The sequence below is a fragment of the Hahella sp. CR1 genome (assembly GCF_029813005.1).
Lineage (GTDB): Bacteria > Pseudomonadota > Gammaproteobacteria > Pseudomonadales > Oleiphilaceae > Hahella.
Window position 1 is genome coordinate 101,173 of the sequence record NZ_JAPELK010000015.1, and the last position, 21,842, is coordinate 123,014.

Annotated in this window: 19 protein-coding genes; 11 read left to right on the plus strand and 8 right to left on the minus strand. The window is 55.9% G+C overall.

Annotated elements, in window-relative coordinates; genetic code table 11:
* The first annotated feature begins 76 nt into the window (after positions 1-76).
* Positions 77-658, plus strand: coding sequence for an NAD(P)H-dependent oxidoreductase (locus ONV78_RS27280; RefSeq protein WP_279507708.1), 582 nt, complete (start codon positions 77-79; stop codon positions 656-658).
* A 9-nt stretch (positions 659-667) separates the two neighbouring features.
* Here the strand turns inward: ONV78_RS27280 and ONV78_RS27285 are convergent, their stop codons facing one another.
* Both ONV78_RS27285 and ONV78_RS27290 read right to left on the minus strand, forming a co-directional pair.
* Positions 668-937, minus strand: a complete 270-nt coding sequence (locus tag ONV78_RS27285) for a PEP-CTERM sorting domain-containing protein (RefSeq protein ID WP_279507710.1) — start codon at positions 935-937, stop codon at positions 668-670.
* Between the two features lie 263 nt (positions 938-1,200).
* A complete protein-coding gene (locus ONV78_RS27290; protein ID WP_279507712.1) occupies positions 1,201-4,071 on the minus strand; it encodes a LuxR C-terminal-related transcriptional regulator in 2,871 nt (956 codons plus the stop codon).
* An 80-nt stretch (positions 4,072-4,151) separates the two neighbouring features.
* Here ONV78_RS27290 and ONV78_RS27295 point away from each other — a divergent pair, with 80 nt between their 5' ends.
* Genes ONV78_RS27295 through ONV78_RS27305 form a run of 3 tightly spaced genes read left to right on the plus strand, consistent with a single transcriptional unit; the run spans position 4,152 to position 6,576 of the window.
* A complete protein-coding gene (locus ONV78_RS27295; protein WP_279507714.1) occupies positions 4,152-5,261 on the plus strand; it encodes an S-(hydroxymethyl)glutathione dehydrogenase/class III alcohol dehydrogenase in 1,110 nt (369 codons plus the stop codon).
* 18 nt (positions 5,262-5,279) lie between these two features.
* The gene (fghA, locus tag ONV78_RS27300; protein WP_279507716.1) at positions 5,280-6,125 is read left to right on the plus strand and encodes an S-formylglutathione hydrolase; all 846 of its coding nucleotides are present in this window, start codon (positions 5,280-5,282) and stop codon (positions 6,123-6,125) included.
* A 43-nt stretch (positions 6,126-6,168) separates the two neighbouring features.
* Positions 6,169-6,576, plus strand: coding sequence for a GFA family protein (locus tag ONV78_RS27305; protein ID WP_279507718.1), 408 nt, complete (start codon positions 6,169-6,171; stop codon positions 6,574-6,576).
* 196 nt (positions 6,577-6,772) lie between these two features.
* Here ONV78_RS27305 and ONV78_RS27310 read toward each other — a convergent pair whose 3' ends face one another.
* A complete protein-coding gene (locus tag ONV78_RS27310) occupies positions 6,773-7,021 on the minus strand; it encodes a hypothetical protein (RefSeq protein ID WP_279507719.1) in 249 nt (82 codons plus the stop codon).
* A gap of 98 nt (positions 7,022-7,119) precedes the next feature.
* On the opposite strand from ONV78_RS27310, the gene ONV78_RS27315 reads away from it, so the two are divergent.
* Entirely contained in the window at positions 7,120-7,644 is a 525-nt protein-coding gene (locus tag ONV78_RS27315) for a hypothetical protein (RefSeq protein ID WP_279507721.1), read from the plus strand.
* A gap of 326 nt (positions 7,645-7,970) precedes the next feature.
* Here the strand turns inward: ONV78_RS27315 and ONV78_RS27320 are convergent, their stop codons facing one another.
* Complete coding sequence (locus ONV78_RS27320; protein WP_279507723.1) at positions 7,971-8,351, minus strand: hypothetical protein; 381 nt, start codon at positions 8,349-8,351, stop codon at positions 7,971-7,973.
* Between the two features lie 278 nt (positions 8,352-8,629).
* Between ONV78_RS27320 and ONV78_RS27325 the strand changes: the two genes are divergently transcribed.
* Complete coding sequence (locus ONV78_RS27325) at positions 8,630-9,838, plus strand: efflux RND transporter periplasmic adaptor subunit (protein ID WP_279507724.1); 1,209 nt, start codon at positions 8,630-8,632, stop codon at positions 9,836-9,838.
* Entirely contained in the window at positions 9,835-12,954 is a 3,120-nt protein-coding gene (locus ONV78_RS27330) for an efflux RND transporter permease subunit (protein ID WP_279507726.1), read from the plus strand. Before ONV78_RS27325 ends, ONV78_RS27330 begins: the two co-directional genes overlap by 4 nt.
* Before the next feature lie 8 nt (positions 12,955-12,962).
* Here the strand turns inward: ONV78_RS27330 and ONV78_RS27335 are convergent, their stop codons facing one another.
* The 4 genes from ONV78_RS27335 to ONV78_RS27350 form a co-directional block, all read right to left on the minus strand.
* A complete protein-coding gene (locus ONV78_RS27335) occupies positions 12,963-13,706 on the minus strand; it encodes a transporter substrate-binding domain-containing protein (protein ID WP_279507727.1) in 744 nt (247 codons plus the stop codon).
* 4 nt (positions 13,707-13,710) lie between these two features.
* Entirely contained in the window at positions 13,711-15,471 is a 1,761-nt protein-coding gene (locus ONV78_RS27340; RefSeq protein WP_279507728.1) for an ABC transporter substrate-binding protein, read from the minus strand.
* A 113-nt stretch (positions 15,472-15,584) separates the two neighbouring features.
* The gene (locus tag ONV78_RS27345; protein ID WP_279507729.1) at positions 15,585-16,868 is read right to left on the minus strand and encodes an NADH:flavin oxidoreductase/NADH oxidase family protein; all 1,284 of its coding nucleotides are present in this window, start codon (positions 16,866-16,868) and stop codon (positions 15,585-15,587) included.
* A 125-nt stretch (positions 16,869-16,993) separates the two neighbouring features.
* On the minus strand, positions 16,994-17,368 hold the full coding sequence (locus ONV78_RS27350) for a hypothetical protein (RefSeq protein ID WP_279507730.1): 375 nt from the start codon (positions 17,366-17,368) through the stop codon (positions 16,994-16,996).
* A 206-nt stretch (positions 17,369-17,574) separates the two neighbouring features.
* Between ONV78_RS27350 and ONV78_RS27355 the strand changes: the two genes are divergently transcribed.
* The 4 genes from ONV78_RS27355 (at position 17,575) to ONV78_RS27370 (ending at position 21,680) form a co-directional block, all read left to right on the plus strand.
* The gene (locus ONV78_RS27355; RefSeq protein ID WP_279507731.1) at positions 17,575-18,645 is read left to right on the plus strand and encodes an extracellular solute-binding protein; all 1,071 of its coding nucleotides are present in this window, start codon (positions 17,575-17,577) and stop codon (positions 18,643-18,645) included.
* 169 nt (positions 18,646-18,814) lie between these two features.
* A complete protein-coding gene (locus ONV78_RS27360) occupies positions 18,815-19,945 on the plus strand; it encodes an ABC transporter ATP-binding protein (protein WP_279507732.1) in 1,131 nt (376 codons plus the stop codon).
* 8 nt (positions 19,946-19,953) lie between these two features.
* Positions 19,954-20,814 carry an ABC transporter permease gene (locus ONV78_RS27365; protein WP_216738523.1) on the plus strand — a complete coding sequence of 287 codons (861 nt, stop codon included), beginning with the start codon at positions 19,954-19,956 and terminating at the stop codon, positions 20,812-20,814.
* Between the two features lie 11 nt (positions 20,815-20,825).
* Positions 20,826-21,680, plus strand: coding sequence for an ABC transporter permease (locus tag ONV78_RS27370; protein ID WP_279507733.1), 855 nt, complete (start codon positions 20,826-20,828; stop codon positions 21,678-21,680).
* The last annotated feature ends 162 nt before the right edge of the window (positions 21,681-21,842 follow it).

A 21,842-nucleotide genomic window follows, 5' to 3' on the forward strand; every position in this document is an offset into this window, starting at 1 on the left:
TACCTCTTGACCTAAAGTTAAGTTGAGGTTTTACACTGCCGCAGACTTGATAACAACCTCTTTGGAGTAATGATTTATGGGCGGTGATATTAACGTGGCGTTGATCTATGGCAGCACTCGGGAAGGGCGCTTCTGCGACAAAGTGGCGCGCTGGGCTGGCGGGCGCATTCTTGGTCGTCAGGGGCTGAATCTGGATATGATCGACCCGGCGGAACTGGCGCTGCCTCCCTATCATCAGCGTGAGCGTCCTCCTGAGGTCGAAGCCTTATGTCATCGCGTGGGACTGGCGGATGCGTTCGTCATCGTGACGCCGGAATATAACCACGGCTATCCTGCGCCCTTGAAGTTCGTCATTGACTCCGTGAACAGCGAGTGGCGCGCCAAGCCGGTGGCGTTTGTGTCCTATGGCGGTATTTCCGGCGGCCTGCGGGCGGTGGAGCAGTTGCGTCTGGTGTTTGCGGAGCTGCACGCGGTGACTGTGAGGGATACCGTCAGTTTCGCCAGCGCCTGGGAGCAGTTTGATGAGCATGGCGAACTGTTGGCCCCTGCGCGCGCGCAAACGTCCATGGACATTATGTTGGACCGACTGGTCTGGTGGGCGCAGGCGTTACAAGGGGCGCGTCAGACGAAGCCATACGATGGCAAGCAGGCCGCCTGATGGCTTTCGTCAGAGGGTGGGGCGTCGGCGCAAAAACAACGCCATCGTTCCCAGCCCCAGGAGCGCGATATAAGCCGGTTCTGGCGCTGCCAGATTCGGCTGCGGCGCCGACTGCGCGTTGGCGTGGTAAATCGGCAGGTTCGCACCTGGTAATTGGGTCTCGGCTTCAACCGGGATCTGAGCCTGATCGCCAACGTTGGCTTGCGTCGCCAGTGTAGACGCCGACGCTGTTGCGCAAAGCGATGAGGCCGCAATGAATAGAATTGCTTTGAACTGCATAAGCCTTTGATCTTCAGTGAGTTGAACGAATATTGAGTGACGGGGACTCTCTCCCAGAGAGAGCTGAAATGATACCTTTTGCTACGACATAGAGTGTCGTAACAGCGGCGAATGAATGAAATTCAAAGGGCGCGATATACAGGCAATTCTGAATAGAGAACAGGCTGCCACTGACGCCGGCCGCACTCCCTGTCTGGATTTAGGGGTGACGATCTCCGTGAGAGACTGCTTAAACCCTGGCGTCGATGTAACCCGTCAGCGTCTCACACCAGGCCTTTTTCCCTTGCGATGGCCAGCGCTTGCGTTCGACGCCGCACCCCTAATTTGGCGTAGATGTTGCGCAGGTGAGTCTTTACCGTGGAGGCGGCGATATTTAACGCGAGTGCGATTTCCTCATTGCTGCGCCCTGCGGACAGGTGATTCAGAATGGTGGTCTCCCGCTGGCTGAGTTCCTCCAATAACGGAGATTTGCTGTGGCCAGATTGCGGGCGGACCTGAGAAGAGGAATAAGCCATCATTTCTGAGATAAAAGTCGCTGCCTGTCCGCGTCGCGCCATGTCCATTAATAGCGGCTGCAGGAAGCTGATTTCTTCCCGGAAGGGACGGCGCACGCCGAGAGGCGCTGCGGCGTTGACGGCCTGAGAGAGAAACTCTCTGGCGCTGCTGGGGCGCGCCTGGGCCTGCTCATTGAGGCAGCAGAGCACCAGTAGATTAATGGAAAAGTACAGATTGCCGGCTTTCTGGATAAGAGTGAGACGATCCAGTAGCAGGTCCAGTTCGTCCGCCTGCTGATAAATCCTGATGCGGGCGTACATCATCAGCTCAATGGTTTGTCGTTGTAAATTGACGATGGGCGCCTGGGTATCATAAGTCGCCGCCCACTGCGCCAAAGGGAAGGGGTTGCCTGACAATGCGTCGAGAAGAACTTTGAGCGTGGCGGGACTGGGGACGACAAAATTCCATTGGGTGAAGTGTTGCTGAAAATAGGCGTCCAACTGATTCAGCGCCTTTTCCGCCTGCTGATAGTCTTGCTGAGCCAGACGCAGGGCGAACTCGCCCCATTTATGATACACCCGGTCCACCGCCATGACTCGGTCGTCGGTGGCGTCCCACAGGCGCTCCAACTCCTGATTGGCCGCCTCGGGTTGTTCTAACTCAAGCAGAATCAACAGGCGTAGATAGTGCAAGGCACCCCAGTTTGGCAAACAGTGCATGTGGCGGCTTTCCAGCCAGGACTGCTGTTCCTCCAGCAGCTCTTTGGCGAATTGCAGTTTGCCCTGTTGCAGAAGCACAGGGATCAACCAGGATAGGGTGGCGAGCAGGCAGAAGCCCTCTTCATATTTGCGACTGCTGCGCAGGGCGCGCATCAGCAGATATTGCGCTGCATGCAGCGAGCCGCGGATATACTCGTCCGCGCCCAACCCCTGAAACAGCCAGGCGGTGAAGGGCGAATCCTGTTCCGGTAGAAAGTCGCGGGTTTGCTCAAGCTGTTCGGTGGCGTGCTCGGGTCTATCCGTCATCCGGGCGATGTGGCTGCGGCCGAGAATGATCATGCATTTCAGTTCTCTGACGGACTCGGATTCCTGCAATCCATATTGGCGTTTCAGCTGCGCCAGTGTGTGTGGATTCTCGGATTGCTCCAGCATCGCGTTCACATAGCGTTCGGCCAGATCCAGGTCGGCCTCGACGTCGTCGAAACGCATCCGCGTCAACTGTAGAAACGCCCTCTGGACCAGGAGTTTAGGATAACGATGCAGTTGCTCTTGGGGGATTTTAGCCAGCAGGCGCGCCACCAGCGGATAATGTCCCATACGCAGAATTTCCGGCAGCGCGCGGCCTGCGCATAAAGCGGTTTGCTCCCAGTCGCCAGCCAGGGTCCATTGTTCCATGGCCTCTAAAAAGTAACCTTGCTCTGCGTACCATTGTGCGGCCTGTCCGTGCAGAGCTTGCCGTTCTCCGGGCGGACGGTCCTGATTGCGCAATTGCAGCCAATCCCTCAACAAATCGTGGAAGCGATACCAGGCGCCATCGGCGCTGGTTTCGGATAGAAACAGCTGTCGCCTCAACAAAGTTTCCAGCAACAAGGCGGCGTCGAGGCCGGGACAAAGCTGGTTGGCGAGCTGCAGGTTAAAACGGGGAACCAGGGCCAGATTCAACAAGCCTGTCTGCACCCAGTCGTCCTGCTGCTGAAAACACTCTTCCGCCAGATAGGCGGCCACGTTCTCCGGCGGCGCGCTTAGCGACAGCAGCCGATTGGCGGGTTGCGACTGCAGGTTCAAACCATACAGTTGCAATGCGCCGATCCAGCCCTCGGTAAGGCGATGCAGTTTCTTCATGTCCGATGCGTCCAGGCTTATCCCCAGGCGGGTTTGCAGAAATTGCGGCGTTTCGGTTTCAGAGAGGCGCAGATGTTCCGCATTCAGCAACAGCACGCCGTCGCGGACCTGACGACGGGGTATATGCAGCGCAGGTATCGTGCGACTCATCAGAGCCACATGAAGATAAGGCGGAAGGTGATCCAGAAAGTAATCCAACTGCTGTAGTAAGGCTGGGTCGTTGAGGTAATGCACATCATCAATCGCCACCAGCATGCTTTCCGGGCGTCGCCAGGTGCGTCCCAGTTGCGTCAACTCGTCCAGCAGACTGCGCACAGCGTTCAAGGCGTCGTCATCCACGGACAGGATGCGCGCGCTGCGTGGTCCGATTTTAGGGAAGACGGATTCGAATCCCGCGCATACATAACGCCAGAATATGCCGGGGGCGTTGTCCTGTTCGTCCAGGGCGTACCACAGGTAGGGAAGCTGTTCGCGATGAAGGAACTGCGCCAGCGCGGTGGTTTTGCCAAAGCCCGGCGGCGCCGACACCAATGTGACCGGCTTTCTTATTATGCCGCCAAGTCGTTGCTGTAAGGCGTCCCGAGGCAGAAGTTGCGCGGGAAGTTGAGGCGGTTGCAGTTTGCTTGTGAGGATCATGATGATGGCCGCGACGTCCTGAGTCGCGCTCAGTATCCGTCTGCGCCTCGACGTCTCGCAAGGGAAATGCGTCAGCGCTTCGTCAGGAATGTCGAACAATTCCCGTTTTGAATCATATAAGTACGCCTTTTGGTGGAGAGCTGCGAAGCCGACTGCGGGCATTGCGATGCCTTCGGGCGGCGCCTATAGTGTCTCACTGGAATCCATAACAACCCATAACCTTAACCCCCAGGGAGCTTAATATGAAATCACGCGCAGCAGTCGCATTCGCCGCCGGCCAGCCGCTCGAAATCGTCGAAGTGGACGTTCAGGGCCCAAAAGCCGGGGAAGTGCTGGTCAAGATTGTCGCCACCGGCGTCTGCCATACCGACGCTTATACGCTCTCAGGAGATGATCCCGAAGGACTTTTTCCCGCTATTCTTGGCCATGAAGGCGGCGGCGTGGTGATGGAGGTCGGCGAAGGCGTGACTTCCGTTAAGCCGGGCGATCACGTTATTCCTCTTTATATTCCTGAGTGCGGGCAGTGCAAATTCTGCTCATCCGGCAAAACCAATCTCTGTCAGGCGATTCGGATCACCCAGGGCAAAGGCCTGATGCCGGATGGCACTTCGCGCTTCTCCTATCAGGGCAAGCAGCTTTACCACTACATGGGCACCTCTACTTTTTCCGAGTACACCGTACTGCCGGAAATCGCGCTGGCCAAAATCAATCCCAAGGCGCCTTTGGAGAAAGTCTGTCTGTTGGGCTGTGGCGTCACCACTGGCATTGGCGCGGTGTTGAACACGGCGAAAGTAGAGCCTGGTTCGACCGTTGCGGTATTCGGTCTAGGCGGCATTGGGTTGAGCGTCATTCAAGGCGCAGCAATGGCGAACGCCGGGCGAATCATCGCCGTTGACGTCAACCCGGATAAGTTCGAGATGGCGAAAGCCCTGGGCGCTACGGACTGCGTGAATCCAAAAGAGCTGTCAGCGCCAATTCAGGAAGCCCTGGTGGAAATGACCGACGGCGGCGTGGATTATTCCTTTGAATGCGTCGGCAATGTGCAATTGATGCGCGCGGCGCTGGAGTCCTGTCATAAAGGCTGGGGAACCTCGGTGATCATTGGCGTGGCGGGCGCCGGTCAGGAAATCTCAACCCGGCCTTTCCAATTGGTCACCGGCCGCACCTGGAAAGGCACGGCCTTTGGCGGCGTGAAAGGGCGCAGTCAGTTGCCGGGGTACGTGGATAAATATCTCAGCGGCGAGATCAAAGTAGACCCGATGGTCACCTACAGCCTGTCCCTGGACGACATTAATAAAGCCTTTGATTACATGCACGAAGGCAAGAGCATTCGCTCCGTCATTCTCTTTTAACGCACCGGGAGGAACCCTATGCACCTGATTCAGGAAAATAAATGCCACGGAGGATATTGGCGTCGCTATCAGCACGATTCGGAAACCTGCGGTTGTCCGATGACTTTTTCCGTATTTGTTCCCGCGGCTGCGGAAGAAGGAAAGTGCGCCACTTTATTCTGGCTATCGGGGCTCACCTGCACGGACCAGAACTTCGTGCAGAAGGCGGACGTGGAGTCCGCCGCTGCGGAATATGGCTTTATCGTGGTGGCGCCTGACACCAGTCCTCGCAATGTCGGCCTGGACGGAGAAGACCTCAGCTATGATTTCGGCTCCGGCGCTGGGTTTTATGTGGATGCGACGGAAGCGCCCTGGCGCGCTAATTACCGCATGTACTCCTACGTGACGGAGGAGCTTTACTCGCTGGTGGCTGACAACCTGCCCATGGACCCGGAGCGCACTGGCGTATTCGGACACTCTATGGGCGGGCACGGCGCACTGACGATCGCGCTCAAGCAGCCGGAGAAGTTTCGTTCTGTGTCTGCGTTGGCGCCGATTTGCGCCCCCATGTCCTGTCCTTGGGGCAAGAAAGCCCTGGCGGGATATTTGGGAACCAATCAGGAAGACTGGAAAGCCTACGATTCCGTGGCGTTGATCGAATCCGGAGCGAAAGTAAGCGGGATTCTGGTGGATCAGGGGGATAAAGACGAGTTTCTGGCGGAACAGTTGAACCCTGAGCTATTGAAGGCCGCCTGTGCGGAGAAGGGCATCCCCCTGACTCTGAACTATCGCGCTGGATATGACCACAGCTACTTTTTCATTAAGACATTCATTCGCGATCACGTGAAACATCATCATAAGATGCTCAATGACGTAAATAGATGAGAATGCATCGTAAACGTTAAATTAATGCGGAGATAAGTGGGATATGAAAGGAAGTTGTCTGTGCGGCGCCGTGCAATATGAAGTAAAGACCTTTGAAGAAAACGTATCCCACTGCCACTGCTCCAAGTGTCGTAAGTTCCATGGCGCGGCGACGGGAACCTACGGTGTGGTGAGCATGACGAACTTCACCTGGACCGCAGGTGAAGACCGCATTGCGGTATACCGCTCATCGGAAAAGGCGGAGCGAGGCTTCTGCCCCCAATGCGGCTCCAGTTTATTTTTCCGGTTTCTCAGTAACCCCGATTATATCGACATCGCACTGGGAACCCTGGACGAAGAACCGGACCGCTTGCCGAAAGACCACATTTATACCGCATTTAAAGCGAAATGGTGCGTGATTGGCGATGACTTGCCTCAGTATCCTGGGGCGAGACCAATTATCGATGAGTAACTCAACCAGGTTATTAGTAAAGTCGGCGCACCCTGTTGAGTTTCTATTCGGCGGCTGTGCATAAAAAAGAATCAAATGGACAGAGATGTAATGCTGTTGAATCGCTCAGGTTTGTCGGAGGCTAATCGGTATAGGAGTGTCGTGACTATTCCTTGCCGGATGGTCACGTCGCTCATCGGCCACCCAAATGTCTAAACTAAGACTTGTTAGACATTCGCCAGGACTTGCCTTCAGGCTCAATCAGCCCCTCTTGTTTCAGGGCCTGTAGCAGGTTCTTGACCTTATTATCTTTCTGGGTGGCATCCAGAACATCAGGCAACTTGTCTAAAAGCAGTCTGTTAATGTCTATACGCTTTGCTGTGCCGAACTTCTCCAGATATTCAATGATCATCTGCTTGTAGTGCCGAGCACCAGGTGGAAGGGAGTCCGCCCACTCGAAACGCAAACTATTTCTTGATGGAAAAGAAAACGTTTTGTCACAAAAAATACTTTTAACCGGTCAAGTCCGTCAATAAAATGCCTGCTTGTCTCAGGCAGCCCGTGGTGGATAAAGCCGTGTCCGATAATTTATATAATACTCCCTCCAGTGATTTGAAATCCGACGATGAGAACGTCTTTGCGCCGGTTAAGCGGCCTTGGCCGATATTCGTCATCGCGGTGTGGATGCTTCTATGTTTCATGTTACTTTCGAGTAATATCAAAATCATTTTGTCTTCTTTACTTGAGGAGACATCCAAGGCCGGAAGCACAGTGGGCACTGTTTTTTTACTTTTAGGACTCGTCCTGATTGTAGGGGTGGTTAAACTGCACAAATGGTCCGTCTATATTGCTGGGGCTTTTTGCATACTGCTTGGCGTACTGGAGCTCTATCAAGTATTTTGGGCGTTGACTCAAAGTGAAGATTTGATTCGCTTCGCATTGGTTGTTCTAATTTTATACACAATCCCTTCGCTCCTTTCTGCGTGGTATATGCTTCGGCCTGAATTTCGGGGCTTAGTTGAAAGAAATAGAAAATACAAACAAATGGTTAGCATGAATAAATATGTAGCGAAGAAGCTTGGTAAATAATAAGGCTATCACTTGGCTGATCAAGGAAATCGTGAGATATGGTGAATAGCTGGCTATATTTTTTTGCTACAATTTCTGGAGTTTTTCTGCTGCAGAGTATTCCGATAAAATCGGAGTTTTAGTAGTAGATAAAGTGCAATTCTCCTGATTCTTTCGGTTGCACTAACGTCTTGATAAATCCTGCATTGTCCTATGAAAGTGAGTGGTGTTGAGAAGAATGATGATGTGCAAAATGAGTTTTGCACTTTTAATTATATACGTCTTTTCGTCATGCTATAGCTTTAATTATGTTAAGTGGGAAATGGTTAGTTGGACTAATTGTTTCTTTAGTCGTAATCCAAATCTGAGATTGAGTAGCGGTACGAGGTTAGCTCTTCTATTTCTTCTGAGCGAAACCCACTGAATACAATAGATTCTGAAAGCCGCGCTAGCGTGGCGAACGCGTTCACATCATTTTCACTGTCACTATGTATTTCCCACTGATCTTCCTCATAGCGAATTAGCGCGGAGATGTCTGCCAGCTCCAGGCGGTTTTCCAACAGCTCGCTCTTTACTTTGCTCAGAATAGCTTCAAAGTTGGGTGGAGACTCTCCAGCGGAGACCATAGGCACGTACACTTCCGCAAAATAAAATTCACAACCATCAACATCAATGGAGCATCCTGATAAAGGTCTGCTTTTTGTGAATGCTATCCAAACATCCATCATATTCAATGCGCCAATTTATAGTAATATGAATTTAAAACTCGCCTCGAAAGAGCTTATCTTAGAGTCATTTTTATGAGTCTGCTACGGTTTGACAGAGACCGCACTGCGATTCTTCATAATATCCATGAAGCATTGTTCATCACCCATTCAGTTCCAACCCACTACACTTAATTAACCAAAGTTAATCGCCCATTGTGCGTTCGCGGTGGACGCCGCTTTGCGCCTCGGCGTATAAATAGGCCTAGTCCCCCTCGACCAGACAGTTGCCCGGAAGTCAGATGTTAAAGAAAGTCCTGCCGTTAGCGGTATTAGCCTTGTTTGTTGGCGTTGCTTATCTCGCCACTGAGTTCAAACCTCAGGCCAAGCCTCAGAAAGAGCACCCGCAGCCCGCTATCAGCGTTGAAACCCAAACGCTGAAAACCGAAGTGTTTCCAGTGCGTATTTCCACGTTCGGCATCGTGCAACCGCGTACGCAAAGCGCCATTGTCGCCCAGGTGTCTGGTCAGGTGATCGAGGTGTCGCCAAATCTTCGTGATGGGGGCTTTTTCGCCAAAGGCGAGGTGTTGATGAAAATCGACCCTGTGGACTATCAAGTGCAATTGCGCATTGCTGAAGGCGCCGTAACGGAAGCGAAGTTGGCGCTGGCGGAGGAAGAGGCGCGAGTGCGGCAGGCGAAGAAGGACTGGGAAAAAATCGGCGGCGTCAAAAACGCCTCGGATCTGGCGTTGCGCAAGCCGCAGCTGGCCGCGGCTCAGGCCCGGGTGCAAACGGCGATCGCCCAGCATACGCAGGCGCGCATCAATCTGGAGCGGACCGAAATCAAAGCGCCCTATGCAGGCCGAGTGCTGAAGAAACAGGTGGACCTGGGTTCAGTCGTGTCGCCGCAGACCACACTGGCGGAAATCTACGCCACAGATTATGTCGAAGTGCGTTTGCCACTGAACAATACCGATCTGGGATTTATCGACCTGCCCGAGCAGCGTCGAGGAGGCGAGCCGCCAGAAGTGACGATTTTCAATAAGCTCGCCGGGTCAAAAGAAAAATGGCGCGGCAAAATCGTGCGTACGGAAGGCGCTATTGACGCGACGACCCAGCAGCTTTACGTGGTCGCTCAGATAGATGACCCATTCGGGCTTCAGGACACAAATCGATATCCTTTAAAAATAGGTCAGTACGTCAGTGCGGAAATTCAGGGCAGGCGCTTGCCGGAAGCCCTGGTGGTGCCCGTTTCATCTATTTATCAGGGCAGTTATGTATACATCGCCAAAGGGGAGGTGTTGCACCGACAGAGCATTGAGATAGGCTGGCAGAGCGGGAAGTCCGCGCTGATCAGCGAAGGGCTGCAGGCAGGCGACGAACTGATTCTCACCCCGCTGGGACAGGTCAATAGCGGCGTGCGTATCAAACGCGCGCAGAACGAAGCGGAAAAGGTGGCGCGCCGTAACGGAGAAAAGCCTGCTGACGCAGCGGCTGGAGACGTGCAGTGATCGCCTGGTTTGCTCGTAATCATGTCGCCGCCAACCTGTTGATGCTGACGATCCTGGCCTTGGGCCTGGGATCATTGAGTCAGCGTCTGCCGTTGGAAGTATTCCCCTCTGTTGAACCCTCCACCATCTCGATTTCCGTTTCGCTTCGCGGCGCCACCCCGGAAGAAGTGGAGGAGGGCGTCAGCGTCAAAATTGAAGAAGCGGTGCAGGACCTGGAGGGCGTCGAGCAAATCGTCAGCCGTTCCTCTGAAGGCAGCGCATCGGTCACGGTCGAAGTGGACAGCGACTACGATCCCCGTGAGCTGCTGGCGGATGTGAAAAGCCGGGTGGACTCCATTAACTCCTTTCCAGGGGATGTGGAAAACCCGGTTATCAGTCTGGCGCAGCATACCCGGGAGGTGATTACCGTCGCTATCGCCGGGCCCTATCCCGAGTCGGAAATCCGTACGCTGGCGGAGCATGTGCGCGATGACATGTTGCGCCTGGACGGCGTCACGCAGGTGGCCCTGGATGGCGTGCGCAACTATGAAATCTCCATTGAAGTGCCCAAAGCGACGCTGCAACGCTACGGCATTACGCTGCAAACCATCGCCCAGGCCATCAGTAAAAGCTCCCTGGACGTGTCGGCGGGCAATATCCAGACCGATGGCGGCGAGGTGCTGATTCGCTCCAAAGGTCAGGCCTACCGTCGCGATGACTTTGAAGATATCGTCGTGCTGACCCAGCGCGACGGCAGTTTCGTGCGTGTCAGAGATCTGGCCGCCGTCGTTGACGGGTTTGAAGAAGGGCGCGTGCTCACCCGTTTCAACGGCCAGCCGGCGGCGTTTGTGGATGTATTCCGGGTGGGAGATCAAAGCGCCATTGGCGTCGCCGACAAGGTTAAAGAGTATATCGAACGTAAGCAGAGCAGCCTGCCAGTTGGAGTAGAACTGACCTATTGGCGCGACTTTTCCAAGCTGGTGAAAAAGCGTCTGCAGACCCTGACGGACAATGCGATTCAGGGCGGTATTCTGGTGTTGCTGCTGTTGACGCTGTTCTTGAGGCCGTCGGTGGCGTTCTGGGTTTTTTGCGGCATTCCTATCTCATTTATGGGCGCGTTCCTGGTGATGCCTTACTTTGGCGTCACCCTTAACATTTTTACCCTGTTCGCTTTTATTCTGGTGCTGGGGATCGTCGTGGACGACGCCATCGTCACCGGCGAGAGCGTTTATACCCACTTGCGGCGTGCGGAAAACGGCTTGCAGGCGGCGATTCAGGGCACCCAGGAAGTGGCGGCGCCAGTTACGTTCGGCGTACTGACCACCATGGCCGCCTTTATGCCCATCGCTTTTATCGAAGGCGTACGCGGTCAGCTATTTGCGCAGATTGTGGTGGTGGTGCTGCCGATTTTCGTGTTCTCGCTGATCGAGTCCAAACTCATATTGCCCGCACACTTGAAGCATGTGCGCATCAATCCCGATCCCAACGCCGGATCGCGCCTGGAGCGCTGGCAGCGCGCCTTCGCGGACGGATTTGAAAACGCGATTCTGCGCTACTATCACCCGGTGTTGCACTGGACCCTGCGCAATCGTTACCTGTTTTTGTCGTTCGCAGTAGGCTCTTTTATTCTGCTGAGCACGTTGGTGGCGTCCGGCTGGATCAACTTTGTGTTCTTCCCCAGAGTACAGAGCGAGATCGCCAGGGCGTCGCTGACCATGCCTCAGGGCACGCCTTTTGAGGTGACGGATCGCTATGTCTCCAAAATGGCGGACGCCGCCTTCAAGCTCAAGGAGAAGTATCGCGATCCGCAGACTGGAGAAGACCTGATCCTGGATGTGCTGGCCACCAGCGGCGGCTCTAGCGGTTCCCATGTCGGGCGAGTGATCTTCGAAATTGTGGCCCCGGAGGAGCGCGATACGGCGGTCACCAGCAATGAACTGGTCAATGAGTGGCGTCGCCTGATTGGCGTGGTTCCCGGCGCTGAGTCGTTAACATTCCGTGCGGAGATCGGGCGGGTCTCCGACCCCATCGACATTCAGTTTTCCGGTAATAATTTCGAGACCCTGGAGGCGGTGGGAGAGCAGGTGAAAGCGCGTTTGGCGAGCTATCCCACGGTATTCGACATTACCGACAGCCTGTCCGACGGCAAAGAAGAACTGCAGGTGGAACTGAAGCCCGAAGCCTACGCCCTGGGGTTGAACCGGTCGGACGTCATCAATCAGATCCGTCAGGCGTTCTATGGTTATCAGGTGCAGCGTATCCAGCGGGGGCGTGACGACGTGCGCGTCATGGTGCGCTACCCACGCTCCGATCGGCAGTCCGTCAGCGATTTGCAGAGCCTGCGTATCGCCGCCTCTGACGGGCGCTTGATTCCGTTGGGCGAAATCGCTGAACTCAAGCCGGGCCTGAGCCCCACCACGATCTATCGCATAGACCGCTATCGCACCATGAACGTGCGTGCGGATATCGATAAGCAGAACACCAATATGCTGGCCTTGCAGGAAGACATGACTCGTTTCCTCGACGACCTGATGCTGCAACATCCTGACATTCAGTACAGTTGGGAAGGCGAGGCGAAAGAGCAAAGGGAGTCCTTCGGCAGTCTTAAATGGGGGCTGCTGTTCGTGCTGTTCATGATCTACAGCTTGTTGGCGATTCCATTCAAATCCTACGTCCAGCCGTTGATTGTCATGACGGTGATTCCGTTCGGCGGCATTGGCGCGGTGCTGGGCCATTGGGTCATGGGGATGGATCTGAGCCTCACCAGTTTACTGGGGATGCTGGCGCTGATCGGGGTGGTGGTGAATGACAGTCTGGTGCTGGTGGATTTCATTAACAAACACCGCAATGATCGGGAGAACGGCGGTAATCTGATGACTGCGGTGCTGAATGCGGGCGTGGCCCGTTTCCGCCCGGTCATGCTGACGTCATTGACCACTTTTATTGGATTGATGCCGTTGCTGTTCGAGAAGTCCACTCAGGCGCAGTTTTTGATCCCAATGGCGGTGTCGCTGGGCTTTGGGATACTGTTCGCCACCTTCCTGACGCTGTTGCTGGTGCCTGTGAACTACGTGGTCATCGAAGATCTGAAGCGGCTGTTCCGTCCCAAACAAGCCCTACGTGAAGACGCCGCCTGAAAACGGCGTCAATTGCTCAGCCAGTCCGCATCCTGGCCCAGGTAGTTGCGATACAGCTGCCGAATGGACTGGTCCTGATACATCCTCTTGAGTTCGTTTTGTAGTCGCTCCACTACGGTGGGCGACGTACTCGGGTTGCAGCCCATCGCCCTTAGCGTGGTAAGGAAGACATGCTCCAGCTTGATGGGAAGGTTGCTCTGGTTGATGATCACCGCGGCGGAAACGGTATCGCTGGCCCACAGGTTCACCCGTTTGAGCTGCAACTTGCGGATGTTCAGATCGTTACTGGAAGTGAGGTCCACATTGAACCCCAGCTTCTCCAGATATTCGCCCACGCCGCTCCCCAGATAGCTGCCTATTACCAGAGGCTTGGCGTCGTTCAGCGTGCGGATATTGTAGTTGTCCGTCTGATTGGAATAGAAGCCGTGCCGGGTGATGAGAATAGGGCTGACCCATTGAAACAAGGCTTCCCGCGCCTGACTGCGTTCGATCGCCAGCACGCAGTTATTGGGTTCTGACAGGGCTGTGACGTAGGCGCGCTTCGGCGGCAGAAACAGAATGCTGTAGTCCACCTCCGCGCGCTGGAACAGCATGTTGAGAATGTCGATAGCCAGCCCCGCCGGCCGATCATGACGCAGCTCCATGAAAGGCGGCTGCGCATACGCCAGCACTTGAATTTTCTCTCCCTCCGCAAGAGCTGGAACGGAGTGAAGCAGGACCCAGGTTACGCAAGCGGCCAGCAGTCGCGTCATGGGACTAGTTCCAGACTTTGATTGACTCTTCATAGCTTAACGTCTTTCCAGGAGGATGTTCGTTGCGTTCCGGTTTGGGGGCTCCTGGCGCCTTCAGCCAGAATTCGCGGGAGGACTCTGGGTTCAGGCGGGGCGAACAGACGCCGGGCTCTTCCCGTCCCACTGCGTCCAGGCCTCGGTCCATCGCCCGGGCGAGATCCTGCATGACCTCATCCACCGGGCGGGCGCCTTCCAGAGCCAGAGAAATATATTTCCACCACAAAGGGGACAACTTGGCGTAATTGGGCACATTGGAGCCGGTCGGCGTCCAGTAGTTGCGGGCGTTGGAGCGATAAAACTCCACCAGCCCGCCCAGCATGGGAGCCTTCTCCGACATGACCGACGAGTTGATGTCCGACAGGCGGATGGGCGTCAGCCCCACCAGAGTTTTCTTGAGAGAGACGGTTTTGGATACGGTGAACTGGGCGTAAAGCCAGGCTGCCCGACGACGGTCTGCGGGGGTGTTTTTCAGCAGGGTCCAGGAACCTGCGTCCTGATAGCCGGACTTCATGCCTTCCTCCCAGTAAGCGCCGACCGGGGAGGGGGCGATGCGCCATTTGGGCGTGCCGTCGGCGTTGACGATGGGGAGACCGGGTTGCGTGGCCTGGGCGACGAAGGCGGTGTACCAGAATATCTGCTGCGCGATCTGTCCCGTGCCGACCCAGCCGCCGGCTTCAGTGAATGTCAGGTTCGCCGCCTGAGGCGGCGCGTATTTAAACCAATCGACGAACTTGCGGATAGCGTAGTTCGCCGCCGGACTGTCCAGCGCCCCGCCTCGTTGCACGCTGGCGCCCACCGGGCGGCATCCATCCACCCGGATGCCCCAATCGTCCACGGGAACGCCGTTGGGAATGCCGCGATCCCCCATGCCCGCCATGGACAGCCAGGCGTCGGAGATACGCCAGCCCAGGGAAGGATCGGTTTTGCCGTAATCCATGTGTCCCCAGACCGGATGGCCGTCCAACTCTTTGACGTGGACGGTGAAGAATTCCGCAATATCCTCGTAGGCGGACCAGTTGACCGGCACCCCCAACTCATAGCCGTAGAGACGTTGAAAACGCTCACGCAGGTCTTTGCGGTTGAACCAGTCATAGCGATACCAGTACAGGTTGGCGAATTGCTGGTCGGGTAGCTGATAAACCTTGCCGTCCGGCGCCGTGGTGAAATTGAGGCCGATGAAGTCCTGCAAATCCAGCGTTGGCAATGTGACGGCGGCCCCGTCCTGCTGGATATAGTCGGAGAGCGCGACGACAGCGCCGCTGCGATAGTGAGCGCCGATCAGATCGGAATCGCTGATGAAGGCGTCGTAAATATTGATGCCTGTTTCGATTTGCGAAAGCAGTTTGCGGACAAGGTCGTCTTCCCCTGTGATCTCATGCACGACGCGGATGCCGGTGACGTCTTCGAAAGCTTTGGAGAGAATATTGGCTTCATACCAGTGCGTGTCGATGGTTTCTGACACCACATAAATGGTCATGCCTCGAAAAGGCTCCGCCGCCTTATGAAACCAGGCCAGTTCAGCAGCCTGCTCTTTCCGGCTGAGAGTGGAAACGGAAAATTCGCCGTCCAACCAATAGGAGACGGTTTCCTCCGAGAGCTTGGGCGCTGCGAGGGCGTCGCCGCACAACGCGAGACAGAGCACTCCAGAGGCGAGAATTTTGGGCGCCACGGATGCGCTGCGACACCGTATGTTGGAAAGCACCGGGATTGAACGCTCGCTTGTCATTGGGGGTTATTATTGTCGCTCTAATACAACAATCTAGCCCAATATGCCGCTTTCATCCATGATCTGGATCGGAAAAGCGGTTGAAAGTCGTTAAATTACAGCGGTTAAGCAGGTTACCTTGAGCGGCGCAGCGAGTGGCGCATTTCATTCAGCAGGTGACTGCGCAGCGCGCCGATAAGTCCCAGGTTGAGATCCGGTTGACGGCGGTTGGCCAGATGCAGAATCTGCTGATAATACCAGGCCGCCTGAGCCTGATTGTTGAGCGCCCGTATTAGTTTGGACGGGCTCTGCGGTCCCCAATAGCCGGCCAGGGCCAGCTCTTTCTCTGTCGGGTGCGTCCGGGCGATGGCGCCGGCGAACAGCTTGCTGGGGAAGTCCGGGTCTGTGCAGAAGGGGCGGGCGACGCCGATCATCTGTGTGGCGCCGGCGGCGATGGCGTCATTCATGCCGGGACGGCTGCGGAAGCCGCCTGTAACCATCAACGGCGTGGCGACCGCTTCCGCGTATTCCAGGAAAAACGCTTCCCGACGCCATGCTCCGGCGGGACGCTTGTCGCTTTCTGTGGCCAGGAACGCAGGGTTCTCGTAAGCGCCGCCCGATAGCTCCAGTAAATCCACGCCGGCCTGCTGCAGCCAGCGTGCGACTTCTACACATTCTTCAATCGCGAAGCCGCCCTGCTGGAAGTCGGCGGAGTTCAGTTTCACCGCCACGGGAAAATCGGCGCCGACCTGCGCTCTGACTTCCGCCACGGTCGCCAGCAGAAAGCGGGCGCGATTCTCCAGGCAGCCCCCCCATTCATCTTTGCGTTGGTTGGTCAGGGGCGATAAGAACTGGCTGCCCAGGTAGCCATGGGCGCTGTGTATCTGCACGCCGGTGAAGCCCGCCTCTCGCGCCAGGGCGGCGCTGACGCCGAAGCGCCGAATGATCGCTTTGATCTCGCTGCCCGGCAGGGCGCGGGGCATGGCGAAATTACCCGCCATGCGCAATTGCACGGCGGAGGGCGCGACGGGCTTGCTATTGCTGAATCGGGAGCATTGTCGTCCCGGATGATTGAGCTGCATCCACAGATGAATGTCGCATTCGGTGACCACCTCCGCCCACAGACGAAAGCGGGAGAGGGAGGAGGCATTCTCCAGCACTACGTTGCCGCTGCGCTCCAGATAGCGGCGATCCACCATGACATTACCGGTGATCAGGAGTCCGGCTCCGCCTTCCGCCCAACGTTGGTAAAGCTGGTTATGCTGCAGCGTCGGGAGATCATCGCCGTCCGCCAGTCCCTCAGTCATCGCTGATTTGGCGATACGGTTGGGAATCACGGCTCCGCAGGGCAAGGTCAGCGGCGAGGCAATATTCGCGGCGACGGCGGGCGTGGGCGTTGAAGCAATGGCGAGGGACATGAATGGCTCCTGACAACCTGATCTGAAATCGAAACGCCGCTCTGGTTATGCAGCGACGCATCGGCGGCATGAAGTTTATAACCGCAAATGCGTTCAGGCGCCAGTATCCGGCGGTGCGGTGGAGACTATCCTGCGTCGTTGTTGCCGGCGCCTTCCGGTGTCTCGTTGCTGTTGACCGGGCGTCGGTTAGAGCGTTTGTCGTCCCAGCTGAGATTTTTCGGATCATACCAGCCGATGCTGTGCAGCACGGCCTGACGGGTATGCTCGGAAAGGGTGTCCCAAAGCGCCTGAAAACTTTCCAGACCGCGTTCGCGGCGAACGGCGACTTTGCTGTTTAATTCGGAGGTGATGGTGGGAAGGCGCAGCGCGTCGCCCAATTGCCCGGGCCTGACGATCACCTGGCCCCACACTTTTTTCTTGTGGGTGCGCGCGGCCAGCACCTGTTTGAGTGCGTCGGCGGCGAGGCGGGCGCTGATAATATCGAAGTCTTCGCTGAGCATAACAATCGTGTTGGCGATCAATAAAAGATCGCAGTATCACAAAACGTATAATTTTAGCACGCTTCCTCAGGGATTGCGTCAGTGGGTGAGCATCTATAAATTGTCATATTTCAGTCATATGACACTGTTAGGTTGACGTGGTTTGCTGACCTGAATCGGCGACGGGGTCTTTTGTCCCGCGCTTTACTGGGAAATAAGGAAAGATCATGAAGAAAGTATTTAAGAGAGCATCCCTGACGTTATTAATCGGCGCTTTGGCAAGTAGTGTCGCCAATGCTGAAACTTTACGATTGCTGACCTGGGGCGGTTATGCTCCGGATGAAGTGGTGGCGCAGTTCGAGAAGGAAACCGGCATCGACGTGGAAGTCACCAAATCCAACAATGAAGATATGATCTCCAAAATGCGCGCCACCGGCGGCTCCGGATTCGATCTGGCGCAGCCGAGCCAGGATCGCGTCACCAGCGCCCAGGCGGACTTCAACATCTACAAACCCATCGACCTGTCTAAAATCGACGCTGACAAATTCATTCCCTCCATGCTGGAAGCGACCCGCAAGAACACGCAGCTGGACGGCAAAGTGTACGGCGTTCCTCACGTCTGGGGCACCAGCGGCCTGATCGTCAACCGTAAAAGCGCGCCTGCGGTGGCGGACTACACCGACCTTTGCGCCGCCGGCCTGAACGGCGACGTGTCCTACCGCCTGAAGCGTCCAACGCTGATCGGATTCGCCTTCGCAATGGGCGAGGACCCGTTCTCCGCTTACAGCGATAAAAACAAATACCAGGCCATTCTGAATAAAGTCGAAGAAAAGCTGATTTCCTGCAAAGGCGCGGTAAAAACCTACTGGAGCGGCGGCGACGACCTGCTCAACTTGATTCGCTCCGGCGAAGTCAAAGCGGCCATGGCCTGGGATTCCGGCGGCTGGAAACTGAACAGCGAAATACCGGACGTCACTTTCGTAGCGCCGAAATCTGGAGCGTTGGGCTGGATCGACACCTTTGCGCTGCCGCGTAAAACCAAAGCGGAAGACGCCGCCTATAAGTGGATCAATTTCGTGATGCGTCCGGAAATCGCGGCGAAAATCACCGAATCCGCCGGCAACTTCACGGCATCCAAAGGCAGCGACGAATATGTCAACGCCACCCTCAAGAAGCAGTTCCAGGAAAGCTTTTCCGCGCAAGCCGTGGATAACATCAAATGGTATCCACCGGTTCCTCCCGGGTTGGAAGAGATGGAAGGCAAAGTTCTGGATCGGGTGAAAGCCGCCAGACTGTAACTTCCGTTACTCTATCGTCATAACAAAACTCCCGCCACGATGCGTTTGTATCGTGGCGGGTTGCTTTTTTTCTGGCGAGGTCGACAAAGGCGAGCCCGGTTGATGACATGGTCGTTGGGCGCGCCCGCTGTCGCCATGCGCCGACCAACTTCAGTGTGTAAGTACGCCTATGTCCGATCCAGTCACGACTTCCTTCGACCTTGAGTGTCGCAACGTCCGCAAGAATTTCGCCGCTTTTACCGCAGTGAACGACGTCTCCTTCCAAATACCTCAAGGCAGTTTTTTTTCCATCCTCGGCCCTTCCGGGTGCGGCAAGACCACTTTGTTGCGCATGCTGGCGGGTTTTCAGCAGCCTGATGCGGGGGATATCCTCATCAAGGGGCGCTCGGTGTTGGATACGCCGCCGAACAAGCGACCGGTGAATATGGTGTTTCAGCACCTGGCGCTGTTCCCCAATATGACGGTGGCGGAAAACGTGGCTTATGGTTTACGGCGAAGAAAAGCGCCGCGTCATGAGATTGAGACGGCGGTGAAGGATATGCTGGCGCGGGTTGGATTGCCGGATTCCGGCGGCAAGCGTATTGACCAGTTGTCGGGCGGACAAAAACAGCGTATCGCCATTGCTCGCTGTCTGGTGCTGAAACCGGACGTCTTGCTGCTGGATGAACCGCTGGGCGCGCTCGACCTGAAATTGCGCGAACAGATGAAAGTAGAGCTGAAACACCTGCAGGAAAAGTTCGGCACCACCTTTGTTTATATCACCCATGACCAATCCGAAGCGCTGGTGATGTCCGACCATATTGCGGTGATGAACAAAGGGCGTTTTGAGCAAGTCGGCACGCCGCAGGAACTGTATTATCAGCCTGATACGGCCTTTGTCGCCAGCTTTGTCGGCGATAGCAACTGCTGGCGCGGAACCTTGGTCAGCCGTGACTCAGATGGTGCGGCGATTCGCACGGCGAGCGGGCTGCAGTTTCGTGTGGAGGGCGCGCTGGAAAATCTGCAGCAGGGACAGGAGGCGCAAGTCTACTTACGGCCTGAGGCGGTGAAAATTGAGTTAGCCTCAGCATCGTCTCACGGCGATGCGGGAGCTGGCCGCGGAGGCGAAAACTGCTTCAGCGGTATGGTGGACGCGGTGTTGTTCGATGGCGCCCGCAGTCAGGTGCAGGTGAGCCTGGATCACAGCAGCGAGTCTATTTCTGTGGCGCTGCCGCAAACGCCAATGTTCCACAATATTGGCAAAGGGCAGCGAGTGCTGTTGTCCTGGGCGGCTGGCCAATGTAGCTGTTTTCCAGTGTAGGGGGCGCCATGAAACCCCAACACTTCAAATTCGGACTGGCGTTGCTGCTAACGCCGATTCTATTGTGGCTGACGCTGCTGATTGCGCTGCCTCATGTGGACATGGCGATGATCTCTCTGCGTGAACGTGTGTCCGCCGGGACCTATGCGTTCAGCTGGAGCAATTACACCGCCTTTTTTACGGAGCCCCTGTATTGGCGCACCTTCATGCGTACGGCGGTGATGTCGATCATGGCGACCGCTTTGACGCTGCTGATCGCATTTCCGATTTCCTTCTACATCGCCAAGGTGGCGCGAGGCAGACTGCGGCCATTGCTGTTTCTGTTGTGTCTGGTGCCGTTCTGGGTCAGCGAACTGGTGCGAACCTACGGTTGGATGATCCTGTTGCGGGAAACCGGCGTGCTCAGTTCCCTGCTGCAATGGCTGGGCTGGGTGGATGGCCCGGTGGAGATGCTTTATCAGGACGCCACCATTATGGTCGGGCTGGTGTATACCTCCATGCTGTTTATGGTAGTGCCGCTGGTATCGACGCTGGACAGCCTCGACGACAGTCTGATTGAGGCCGCCTACGACCTGGGCGCCAGTCATTGGCGGGTCATGCGCGATGTGGTGATTCCCCATGCTGCGCCGGGAATCGTCAGCGGATGTATCGTGGTGTTCATGCTCACCCTGGGCAATTACCTGACGCCAACCCTGCTGGGCGGTAAAGACAGCCTTTGGTTCACCGAACAGATCTACACCCAGTTCATTACTCGATTTAACTGGGAGCAGGGTTCCGCTTTCGGAATATTGCTGCTGATCCTGTCTTCGTTGATTGTCTGGATTGGGTTGCGTCTGTCGCGGCAGTCCTTCACCAAAGTGATGAGCTAAGGAGCCTTTTTATGCTGGCCTCAATTCCGTCCAGTCGCTATTTTCGCGGCGCTTATCACGCCTATGTGGCGGCGTTTTTTGTTTATCTGGCTGCCCCGCTGACGGTGGTGGCGGTGTTTGCGTTTAACGATTCCCTGTTTCCGGCGATGCCCTGGAAAGGCGCGACGCTGGGCTGGTTTCTGGGAGAAAAATCGCCCCAGCTCGGCATCTTTCACGATACTGAACTGCTGGAAAGCATCCTGGTAAGTTTGCAGGTGGCGGTGTGCACCACTGTCGTCAGCCTGGCGCTGGCCACCTGTAACGCATTCCTGTTTGAGCGACATGACTTTCCCGGTAAAAATCTGCTGTATGTGTTGATGCTGACGCCACTGGTGATTCCTGGAGTGATTCTGGGGGTGTCTGTGCTGGTGTTCAGCAGCAGCATCGCCAACTGGGTGGAGGAAACCTTTTCCTATGATCTGGAAGCACTCCGTCCGGGGCTGGTTCTGGTGGTGATAGGGCAGTTTGCGTTCATCACGACTATCGCGACTCTGGTGATCTCCGCGCGCCTACGCAAGTTCGACGTCAGTCTGGAAGAGGCGGCGCTGAATCTGGGGGCGTCCCATTTTGACGTGCTGCGCACCATTACGCTGCCGTTCCTGAAACCAGCGCTGGTCGGCGCCGGTATCGTCAGTTTTCTGATGTCCTTCGAAAACTTCAACACCACTCTGATGCTGGTGGGATCGGACGCGCCTCTGACCATCGCCATGTTCGACCGCCTGCGGGAGGGTTCAACGCCGGTGTTGAATGCGGTGTCTCTGTTATTGATGGCGGGCTCCGGCGGACTGGCGGCGTTGTCGATCTTCGTGCGGCGTAAGGAAGAGTGAGGGGCGGGGCGGTATAACGCCCCGGTCATCATACGAAAGGTTGCTGGTTTGGAGACCGTTTTTCTATTTATTGGTCTTGGCTTAATAGTAACTTGTCGCAAGTAATCTTAGAGGTCCCATTGAGCCATCTTGCCGAGTCGGATAGTTGATTCTGTGTGGTTA

What these genes read in the sequence shown, in the direction of transcription:
- ONV78_RS27335 (WP_279507727.1), bottom strand. Translation starts at nt 13,706, where the DNA reads ATGACGCGACTGCTGGCCGCTTGCGTAACCTGGGTCCTGCTTCACTCC.
- fghA (WP_279507716.1), top strand. Translation starts at nt 5,280, where the DNA reads ATGCACCTGATTCAGGAAAATAAATGCCACGGAGGATATTGGCGTCGC.
- ONV78_RS27340 (WP_279507728.1), bottom strand. Translation starts at nt 15,471, where the DNA reads ATGACAAGCGAGCGTTCAATCCCGGTGCTTTCCAACATACGGTGTCGC.
- ONV78_RS27345 (WP_279507729.1), bottom strand. Translation starts at nt 16,868, where the DNA reads ATGTCCCTCGCCATTGCTTCAACGCCCACGCCCGCCGTCGCCGCGAAT.
- ONV78_RS27295 (WP_279507714.1), top strand. Translation starts at nt 4,152, where the DNA reads ATGAAATCACGCGCAGCAGTCGCATTCGCCGCCGGCCAGCCGCTCGAA.
- ONV78_RS27325 (WP_279507724.1), top strand. Translation starts at nt 8,630, where the DNA reads ATGTTAAAGAAAGTCCTGCCGTTAGCGGTATTAGCCTTGTTTGTTGGC.
- ONV78_RS27280 (WP_279507708.1), top strand. Translation starts at nt 77, where the DNA reads ATGGGCGGTGATATTAACGTGGCGTTGATCTATGGCAGCACTCGGGAA.
- ONV78_RS27290 (WP_279507712.1), bottom strand. Translation starts at nt 4,071, where the DNA reads ATGCCCGCAGTCGGCTTCGCAGCTCTCCACCAAAAGGCGTACTTATAT.
- ONV78_RS27370 (WP_279507733.1), top strand. Translation starts at nt 20,826, where the DNA reads ATGCTGGCCTCAATTCCGTCCAGTCGCTATTTTCGCGGCGCTTATCAC.
- ONV78_RS27355 (WP_279507731.1), top strand. Translation starts at nt 17,575, where the DNA reads ATGAAGAAAGTATTTAAGAGAGCATCCCTGACGTTATTAATCGGCGCT.
- ONV78_RS27285 (WP_279507710.1), bottom strand. Translation starts at nt 937, where the DNA reads ATGCAGTTCAAAGCAATTCTATTCATTGCGGCCTCATCGCTTTGCGCA.
- ONV78_RS27350 (WP_279507730.1), bottom strand. Translation starts at nt 17,368, where the DNA reads ATGCTCAGCGAAGACTTCGATATTATCAGCGCCCGCCTCGCCGCCGAC.
- ONV78_RS27365 (WP_216738523.1), top strand. Translation starts at nt 19,954, where the DNA reads ATGAAACCCCAACACTTCAAATTCGGACTGGCGTTGCTGCTAACGCCG.
- ONV78_RS27320 (WP_279507723.1), bottom strand. Translation starts at nt 8,351, where the DNA reads ATGATGGATGTTTGGATAGCATTCACAAAAAGCAGACCTTTATCAGGA.
- ONV78_RS27305 (WP_279507718.1), top strand. Translation starts at nt 6,169, where the DNA reads ATGAAAGGAAGTTGTCTGTGCGGCGCCGTGCAATATGAAGTAAAGACC.
- ONV78_RS27360 (WP_279507732.1), top strand. Translation starts at nt 18,815, where the DNA reads ATGTCCGATCCAGTCACGACTTCCTTCGACCTTGAGTGTCGCAACGTC.